The 8,882-nt window shown below is 59.4% G+C and carries 6 protein-coding genes; 3 read left to right on the top strand and 3 right to left on the bottom strand.

The window, feature by feature from the left end; all coding sequences use genetic code 11:
* Nucleotides 1–168 precede the first annotated feature (168 nt).
* From DK870_RS07370 to DK870_RS07360, 3 genes are read left to right on the top strand one after another with little or no spacing between them, the layout of a single operon-like run.
* Nucleotides 169–828 carry a paraquat-inducible protein A gene (locus DK870_RS07370; RefSeq protein ID WP_060754755.1) on the top strand — a complete coding sequence of 220 codons (660 nt, stop codon included), beginning with the start codon at nt 169–171 and terminating at the stop codon, nt 826–828.
* The gene (locus DK870_RS07365) at nt 815–1,438 is read left to right on the top strand and encodes a paraquat-inducible protein A (RefSeq protein ID WP_161548349.1); all 624 of its coding nucleotides are present in this window, start codon (nt 815–817) and stop codon (nt 1,436–1,438) included. Before DK870_RS07370 ends, DK870_RS07365 begins: the two co-directional genes overlap by 14 nt.
* Nucleotides 1,431–3,734 (top strand): PqiB family protein, encoded by a 2,304-nt coding sequence (locus DK870_RS07360; RefSeq protein WP_161548348.1) that lies wholly within the window; start codon nt 1,431–1,433, stop codon nt 3,732–3,734. The genes DK870_RS07365 and DK870_RS07360 overlap by 8 nt, the downstream gene beginning before the upstream one ends.
* Nucleotides 3,735–3,920: 186 nt before the next feature.
* On the opposite strand, the gene mksF is transcribed toward DK870_RS07360, so the two are convergent.
* From mksF to mksB, 3 genes are read right to left on the bottom strand one after another with little or no spacing between them, the layout of a single operon-like run.
* Nucleotides 3,921–6,761, bottom strand: coding sequence for an Mks condensin complex protein MksF (mksF, locus tag DK870_RS07355; protein WP_060754758.1), 2,841 nt, complete (start codon nt 6,759–6,761; stop codon nt 3,921–3,923).
* Complete coding sequence (gene mksE, locus DK870_RS07350) at nt 6,758–7,465, bottom strand: Mks condensin complex protein MksE (protein WP_060754759.1); 708 nt, start codon at nt 7,463–7,465, stop codon at nt 6,758–6,760. The genes mksF and mksE overlap by 4 nt, the downstream gene beginning before the upstream one ends.
* Nucleotides 7,455–8,732: an Mks condensin complex protein MksB gene (gene mksB, locus DK870_RS07345; RefSeq protein WP_060754760.1), complete on the bottom strand. Its 1,278-nt coding sequence runs from the start codon at nt 8,730–8,732 to the stop codon at nt 7,455–7,457. Before mksB ends, mksE begins: the two co-directional genes overlap by 11 nt.
* Between the last annotated feature and the right edge of the window lie 150 nt (nt 8,733–8,882).

Genomic DNA, 8,882 nt, shown 5'->3' with positions numbered 1-8,882 from the left:
GTAGGTCATCGTCAAGATTAAATTCCGAAACCCCATTTGCGAAAGCAGATGGGGTTTTGTTTTGGGCGATCGAAAATTCACCGGCACTCCCCGACAAATTTGCACAGTTATTTCTGAACCAGGCCACTAGAATAGGCACCTAACCATTTTTAGAGTCTGAGCCCTACTATGCCCGATCCGGTTGATACCCTTGAGGTGTCGGATTTACCGCTGGACGATCTGGTGGCATGCCATGAGTGCGACTTGCTGATGCGTAAACCGGTACTCGCCATCGGTGAGAAGGCCCAATGCCCACGCTGCGGATACGAGTTGTACGCTCATCGCCACAATGTCGTGGAGCGAAGCCTTGCCTTGGTAATTGCCGCGCTATTGCTTTACATCCCCGCGAACTTTTTACCTATCATGCAGCTCAATCTACTCGGGCAATCCTCCGAAGATACCGTCTGGACTGGCGTCGTCGGTTTGTTTGATACCGGCATGCAAGGCGTCGCGGTGGTGGTGTTCCTGTGCAGCATGGGCATTCCCCTGCTCAAATTGCTCTGCCAGTTGGCCGTGCTGCTCAGCATCCGCTGGAAGGTCGGCCGCAGCTATGGGTTGTTGCTCTACCGCATTTACCATCATCTGAAAGATTGGGGGATGTTGGAGGTCTACTTGATGGGCGTGCTTGTGGCGATCGTCAAACTCGCTGACATGGCCTCCATCACAGTCGGCCTGGGGCTCGTCTGTTTTGTCAGTCTATTAATCGTTCAAGTGCTGCTTGAGGTGGTGATGTCGCCCCATCAGATCTGGCAGGCGCTGTCTGGAGAGGATGATCATGCGAGCGATTGATGCAGGTATTCTGATCTGTACCGAATGCCACGAACTGAACAAGCAAGAGCTGGACACCGATGAGCAGCTGTGCACGCGTTGCGGTGCGCTTATCCATGCCCGTCGCCCCAACAGCCTGGCGCGCACATGGGCATTGCTGATGACTGCGGCGATCCTGTACATCCCCGCGAACCTATTGCCGATCATGACCATCAATACCCTCGGCCAGGGCGACCCCAGCACCATCATGGCCGGCGTGATCCAACTGGTGCAGCACGGTATGTACCCCATTGCGGCCGTGGTGTTCATCGCCAGTATCCTGGTGCCCACATTCAAGTTGGTGGGTATCGGTCTGCTACTGTTTTCGGTGCAGCGCCATCAACCGCTGTCCGCGCAACAACGCATTATCATGTACCGCTTCATCGAATTCATTGGCCGCTGGTCCATGTTGGATATCTTCGTGATCGCCATCCTGGTGGCGGTTGTAAACTTTGGCCGGCTTGCCAGTGTCGAGGCTGACCTCGGCGCTGCAGCGTTCGCCAGTGTGGTGATCTTGACGATGCTTGCCGCAGTAACTTTTGATCCCCGACTGATTTGGGATAACACGGAGTCGGACGACGACCATGAGTGATTTGCCTAAAGCTAAAACCCGCCCAGCCTCCAACTGGTCGGCCATTTGGGTGTTGCCCCTGATTGCCCTGATCATCGGTGGCTGGTTAGGATGGCGTGCCTATAACCAACAGGGCATCGAGATCCAAGTCCGTTTTGAAAGCGGCGAAGGTATTCAGGTCAACAAGACCGAAGTGGTCTACAAAGGCATGACCGTGGGTAAGGTCAAAGCCATGGCTCTGGATGACGAAGGCAGCAATCGCGGTGTGATCGCTACCATCGAAATGAACAAAGACGTTGAGCAGTATCTCAAGACCAACACGCGTTTCTGGCTGGTCAAACCCAGCGTCAGTCTTGCGGGTATCACCGGTCTTGAAACCCTGGTCTCAGGTAACTACATCGCTGCCAGTCCAGGTGATGGTGAACCCACTCGCAAATTCAAGGCGCTGTCTGAAGAGCCACCGTTATCTGACGCCAAGCCCGGTTTGCACTTGACCCTCAAGGCCGATCGACTCGGCTCGCTGAATCGTGGCAGCCCGGTGTTCTACAAGCAGATCCAAGTTGGCCAGGTCAAAAGCTACCTGCTCTCCGAAGACCAGAGCACCGTCGAGATCAAGGTCTATATCGAACCGACCTACGCCCACCTGGTGCGCAAACATACGCGGTTCTGGAACGCCAGTGGCATCAGCATCGACGCCAACCTCTCCGGCGTAAAGGTGCGCAGCGAATCCCTCTCCAGCATCGTTGCCGGCGGTATCGCCTTCGCCACGCCGGAGAATCGCAAGGACAGTCCGCCGACCGACCCGAGCCTGCCCTTCCGTCTGTATGAGGATTTTGATGCGGCCGCGGCCGGTATCAGGGTCAAGGTCAAACTGACCGATTTCGAAGGTTTGCAGGCTGGACGCACCCCCGTCATGTACAAAGGTATCCAGGTCGGTAGCCTGAAAACCCTGAAGATCGACCCAAGCCTCTCCAGTGCTAACGCTGAACTGACCCTCGATCCGCTCGCTGAGGAATACCTGGTGCAGGACACCCAGTTCTGGGTCGTCAAGCCGTCCATCTCACTGGCGGGCATCACTGGTCTGGAAGCCTTGGTCAAAGGTAACTACATCGCCATCCGACCTGGCGATAAAGGCGGCGCGCCACAGCGTGAGTTCACTGCTCGTGCCAAAGCTCCGCCGTTGGACCTGCGCTCCCCAGGCCTGCACATGGTGCTGCTCACCGATAGCCTCGGCTCCCTGGATGTGGGCAGTCCGATCCTCTACAAACAAGTCAAAGTCGGCTCGGTGCAGAGCTACCAGTTCTCCCGCAAGAACAAGCAGCTTGTGATCGGCGTTCACATCGAGAAGGAATACGAAAACCTGGTCAACGGTTCGACGCGTTTCTGGAATGCCAGCGGCGTCACCCTGACTGGCGGTCTGACCGGCGGCATCCAGGTCAAGAGTGAGTCGCTGGCCAGCCTGATGGCTGGCGGTATTGCTTTCGAGACCCCGGAGCCCAACGTACCCCTGAAAAGGCGCATTCCACGTTTCCGCCTGTTCGCTGACCGTGACGCGGCCAATCAGCATGGCACCCTGGTGACCATCAGGGTTGATCGCGCCGATGGACTGCGCCCGGGCACACCGGTACGTTTCAAGGGACTGGATGTGGGCAAGATCGAGAGCGTTGACCTGAGTGCCGACATGCAATCGGTATTGCTCAGCGCACGTATCACCCAAGTGGCCGATCGGATCGCGCGCGCAGGCAGCCAGTTCTGGGTGGTCAAGCCTGAGCTGGGCCTGATGAAAACGTCGAACCTGGAAACCCTGGTCACCGGCCAATACATCGAAGTGCAGCCGGCGGCGAAAAACGCCACTGCGCAGAAGAGTTTCGTCGCGCTGGACCAGCCTCCTGAAACCGCCCACCAGGAGACTGGCCTGAGCCTGACACTCAGCGCCGCACGCCGTGGTTCGTTGAAAGAAGGTGTGCCGGTCACCTATCGCGAAGTCACCGTCGGCAAGGTCACGGGTTACGAGTTGGGCCAGACTGCGGACCGTGTCCTGATCCATATCCTGATCGAGCCCAAGTACGCGCCTTTGGTACGGAGTGGCAGCCGCTTCTGGAACACCAGCGGCTTCGGGGTCGACTTCGGGCTGTTCAAAGGTGCAACAGTGCGCACCGAGTCCCTGGAAACCTTGGTTGCCGGTGGTATCGCCTTTGCCACGCCAGACGGCGAGCGCATGGGCAACGCCGCACGGCCACAGCAAACCTTTGCGCTGTTCGACAAGTTCGAAGACGAATGGCTGACCTGGGCGCCTAAGATTCCTCTCGGCAAATAGACCGAGGCGCTGCCTTTCGCGAGTAAGCCCGCTCCCACATTCGCCCGCATTCCTACAGCGAACACTCGGTCAACTGTGGGAGCGGGCTTGCTCGCGAAGAGGCCTCCAAGGGCTTCACGCTACTCAAAACCATAAAAAAGGCCGCGATCCATCAGATCGCGGCCTTTTGCGTTTCAGCGCAGTGGATTAAACCTCATCCAACTCCGGCTCGTCCGCCTGCACGTTCATCGTTGCCTTCACCACATCGTGACGACGGATGTACTTCCAGTCCGCCTCATCGATGTAGATGCCGTTCGGCCCGCTGCCGCCTTCAAGGTCAATCGCCACCTGGGCGGACACCTGCGGCTTCACACTCGCCAGGATCGGTACGAAGCCCAGCTGCAAGCTGGTTTCCAGCAGCGCGGCCTGGTTCTTCTCGTCGATGTCCGCCGCCTCGTCGAGGTAGTACGGCAAGCGCACGCGTCCGGCCTGGTCGCGGTCCATCAAGTGCAGCAACAAGTACATGTTGGTCAGCGCCTTGATGGTCATGGTGGTGCCGTTGGACGCCGCGCCGTCGATGTCGGTGTGAATCACCGGTTGGCCGTGCACCTTGGTGATCTCGAACGCCAGCTCGAACAAGTCCTTGAGGCCCAGCTGGTTATGGTTGGCGGCTACCAGGCGTGCCAGGTATTCCTTGGCCTCTTCGTTCTTGTTGTCCTGCTCGGCGCTCTGGCTGAGGTCGAACACCGACAAGGTTTCGCCTTCCTCATACTGACCGGCACTGTGGATGATCTGGTCGATATGCTTGAGCGCCTCCTTGTTCGGCGCCAACACGATGCGAAAGCTCTGCAGGTTGGACACCTGACGCTTGTTGATCTCGCGGTTGAACAAGGCCAACTGGTGTTCCAGGCTGTCGTAGTCACTACGGATATTGCGCAGGGTACGTGCGATATCGGTGACCGCCGCACGGCGCGCCTTGCCCAGTGTCAGGGCTTCGTCGGTACGGTGCGCATAGGCGTTGATCAACAGTTGCAGGCGGCGTTCTACGTCATCTTCGCTGTCGAACTTGGCCACGCCCTTGAGGCGTACCTGCGCATACAACGCTTCGATCTGGCCATCGGCGCGCAGCAAACCTTGCCAGCTGTCCTGGTAGTCATTGAGCAGTGGCAGCAGGTTGTCCATGGAGTCGTCGACCGGGTCCATGAACGGCGTGCCGAACGGCAAGTCCGCTGGCAGCAGTTGGCGACGGCGCAAGGCGTCATCCAGCGTACGCTGCTTGGCTTCCATATCCGCGATCTGACGGCCGACCAGTTGCAACTTGGCCGACAATTGCTGAACGCGCTCGGTGAAGGCATCGCTGGAGCGTTTCAACTCATCCTGGGCGGCTTCCATCTGCGCCAGGCTTTCCAGTTTTTCGCCTTCTTCGGCACTCAGGGTTTGCGTACGGCGGAAGTCTTCCAAGGCCTTTTGCGCATCCAGCACTTGCTGGTACAGCGCTTCGGTCTGGGTCTTGCTCGCCGCGCGGTCAGCAGCGACCGCCTGTTGCGTCTTGAGCTGCTTGAGTTCTTTTTCCAGGCGTTCTTTCTGGTCACGCAGTGCTGCGCGATCCGCTAAGGCTTGCAACGCCGGTGGCTCGATGTGGGAGATGTCGATGGACAGCCCCGGCACTTCGAAGCGCTCGCCCTTGAAGCCGTCGAGGATCTGCTCCAGGGATTTGACCCACTGGCCGTCCTCGTCCAGCGTGATGCCGTGCTCACCCAATGGCAGGCTGAACAGCGAACTGTTGAACAGGCGCATCAGACGTTCGACATCCTGCTGCGAGAACTCTTCACGCAGTTTGGCGTAGCTGTTGTTGTCCGCGTGGTCGAGCTGCTGCCTGACCGACTTCAAGCGTTTTTCCAGATCCCGCAGACGCTCGTCCAGATCCTCGGCGCTGAATTGTCGCGACTGCGCCAGGGCACCGGCCAATTCATCGTGGGCATCCTTGGCCGCCAGCAGTTGCTGCTCCAGCACCTTGACGTCATTGACCAAGGCAAAGCGATGCTTGAGCACCGACAACTCGCCCAACCAGCGCTGAATACCGCTGATCTCCCGCTCCAGGCGCATCAGCTCCTGGGTGCCGCCGCGCTGGTCGTTCTGCAGTGCGTCCTGCTCGTTGCGGTAGTGCTCGGCCTGGATCGTCAGTTCTTCCTTGCGCGCACTGGCGTAATCCGACCAAGTGCCCAGCAACGAATCCAGCAACGGCGACAGGCGATGCAGTTTGCCGCGCAGGATATCGCGCTGCTTCACACCATTGGACAGTGCCTCGACCAAAGGCCCGGCGGCCACCAGCGAGTTGTAGTCCTGTTCCATGCGTCGTACATCACGGAAGGCCTCTTCGCATGCAGCGATGTAATCGACACTGCCGGAACGCAGGCTGTGTTCGAACGCGTCGAGGAACAATTGCTTGAGCTTGGCCGCGGTGATTTCGCGCATGTGCAGCAGGTTGATAAACAGTGCCCGGAACGTCTTCAGGCTCTGCTCGCTGGTGGAGCGCAGCGGAATCAGGGTCAGGTCCAGTGGGATCGACGTATGGCCGCCCACCAGCAGGCGACGCAGTTCATCAGGCTTGAGTTCATAGGCTTTCAGGCCTTCGCGCTCAAGGTTGGTGAACAGCTCTTTCTGGCGCAGGCAGGTATCGTTTTTCTGGTAATGGGCCAGGTCCAGCTTGCCGGCATAGGCAAAGAACTGGTGGCCGAAACCGCCCCCCGGGCCACGCCCGACCACACCGATCACGTGGGGGCCATGAGGCAGGGAGACTTCCACGAGGATGTAGCTGGTGTCACTGGCGAAGTAGAAGCGCCGCGATTGTTCCAGGGTGTACTTGCCGAAACTCATGTCCGACATGCGCGCCAGGATCGGGAACTGCAAGGCGTTGATCGACGCGGATTTGCCCAGGTTGTTCGCGCCATAGACCGACAGCGGTTCTTCCAGTGGGAACAAGCCCAGGCTGTAACCCGCTGTGTTCAATAGGGCGAAGCGGCGGATGCCGTAGCGTTCCTTGCTCATGCGTCGGTCTCCTGTTCTTCTGCAATGGCACGCGCCAGGGCGTCTTCTTCGCTTTCCTCGGTGAAGTCACTGAGGTCCAGCGGGTCATCGGTTTCCAGCAGTTTTTCATCGCTGTCTTCGTCGATGATCACCGGTGCCGGCAATGGCAACACGCTGTGGATGCTGGCGGCGAGGTCGCGATCCTGCTGTACCGACAGGCACACATCCAGGAAACGGTGCATCGGCGGCAGGAAGCGGTACACGCCGTTGTCTTCGCTGGCAAAACCCAGTTGGGTCATGCGGCGCATGATTTTCTCTTCGAGTTCTTCCTGGGTCTGCACTTCGGCCTGGATAAACAGGTCGCGGTACTTCTCCAGCAACGACGGCAGCTCATCGCGGCCCAGGCTACCACCGTCCAGCACGGCGATCGGGTCGCGGCCCTGGTCGGCCAGATGTTCGACGATGATGAAGGTGAACAACGCCAGGCGCTGCGCGGTCTTGTTCACTTGCGCGGCGGCCACGGCGGTGTCCGGCACGAAATAGTAGAAACCCCGGGTGTCGCATACCAATTCAAAGCCCAGGGCCTTGAACAGCGTGCGGTACTGGTCCTGGAAGTTTGACAGTTGTGCATACAGTTCAGGGTCGCGGCGGCTGACGTGGTAACCCTTGAACAGCTCGCGAAAGATCGGCGCCAGCTGGGACAGTTCGGATAGATCAAGATGCATAAGGCGTGCTCGCAGAATTCTCGGCGGCGTCAGGCGTGGCCGGGAGCAGGGCGAATGAGCGCAGGCTGACCTGGTGCTCGTGTGTGTGGTAATCGCGGCGTTCCAGGCGTTCGCGCTTGAAACGTTTTTCCCGCGAGAGGCGCGAGAACCAGTACAGCAACTCGTCGGTGGCACCGTCCGGTTCCTGTTCCAGCAGCCAGGTCATCAGGTCTGGCATCGGCAGCGCGTCTTCGCAGCGTTCGAGCATTTCCTTGACCGTGCGCGGCGCGCGTTGGGCTTCGCCTCTGTGGGACTTGTGCGCCTTGGGGAAGCGTGCCGGTTTCGGCTCGAAATTCGCCAGGGCGTACACATAGGCTTCCACCTGGCTCGCACTGCCGAGAAAGGTGCTTTGCGGCCGGGTAAACATGGGCAACGCCGCTTGCGGCACTGCGTCCAGCCCTTTACGGCGAATCGCCGACAAGGCCAGCGCCGCGCCTCGGGTCACGGCGTTGTGCCGACGGGCTTCTTCACGCAGCGGCAACAGCAGTTCGCGCGCATGACGCAAGGTCAGCTGGGCACTGGTCTGCATTTCAAGAATGCGCGCGTGTGTGCGCAGCAGCATGTCGTCGTCCACCAGGTGACCCAGGCGCTGTTGCTCGGTGAGCAGGCGCAGCAGCACATTCTCGACCTTGCGCACGCCCTGTTCGAAGGCGCCATCGGCGTTCACCAGTTGGATCATCGGTTCGACGTATTCATCCCAGGTCGCCAATACCTCGGCGTAACGCTGGCGCAGCGGGATCTGCCGGTCACTGGTCTTGGCGCGGTCGGCCACTGCGGCGAGGGCCTGTTCGTCGTTGGCGAGCTTTTTCAGCACGTCACGGACACGCATGTCGAGCAGGCGCAGTTGACGGGCCAGGTCGTGGCCGTCACGGATATCGAACGCATCTTGGATGTAGCCTGCCAGGCGTTCCAGATGGCGCAGGTAGGCTTCGATTTCCAGGCACAGGCCAAGCCGGTGCTCCTTGCGAAGATAAGCCAGGAAGTCATGGATCTGCGCATTGAGCTCGAAACGGTTCGGGCTCTTGGCGACAGGCACCAGGATATCCAGGCGAATCCATACGTCCAGCAGGTTGGTGATGTCCTGGGGCGTGCTGTCCAGTTGTTGGGCGGCCAGTTGTGCGCGCAGCTCGCCCAGGCTCAAGGTGCCTTGGTCGAAGTGTTCACACAGTGGCTCCAGTAAGGCCCAGTGTTCGGCGAGGGCGCGTAGGACGCGCTTGGGTTCGATCATGGGAATGGCCGGCTGGTTGGCGATTAAAAGTCGCGATTGTACTGCATCAGGCGCGGGATTTATCCACAGCCGGTCAGTGCGCAGTGGGCGATTGTTGCCGAACAGCGGTAGAATCCCCGCTCTTTACTTATCCACAAGTGGCCGAGCTGT

Source organism: Pseudomonas sp. Q1 (assembly GCF_009935975.1).
GTDB lineage: Bacteria > Pseudomonadota > Gammaproteobacteria > Pseudomonadales > Pseudomonadaceae > Aquipseudomonas > Aquipseudomonas palleroniana.
This window is presented reverse-complemented; position numbering and strand designations above follow the sequence as displayed.

What these genes read in the sequence shown, in the direction of transcription:
- DK870_RS07370 (WP_060754755.1), top strand. Translation starts at nt 169, where the DNA reads ATGCCCGATCCGGTTGATACCCTTGAGGTGTCGGATTTACCGCTGGAC.
- DK870_RS07365 (WP_161548349.1), top strand. Translation starts at nt 815, where the DNA reads ATGCGAGCGATTGATGCAGGTATTCTGATCTGTACCGAATGCCACGAA.
- DK870_RS07360 (WP_161548348.1), top strand. Translation starts at nt 1,431, where the DNA reads ATGAGTGATTTGCCTAAAGCTAAAACCCGCCCAGCCTCCAACTGGTCG.
- mksF (WP_060754758.1), bottom strand. Translation starts at nt 6,761, where the DNA reads ATGAGCAAGGAACGCTACGGCATCCGCCGCTTCGCCCTATTGAACACA.
- mksE (WP_060754759.1), bottom strand. Translation starts at nt 7,465, where the DNA reads ATGCATCTTGATCTATCCGAACTGTCCCAGCTGGCGCCGATCTTTCGC.
- mksB (WP_060754760.1), bottom strand. Translation starts at nt 8,732, where the DNA reads ATGATCGAACCCAAGCGCGTCCTACGCGCCCTCGCCGAACACTGGGCC.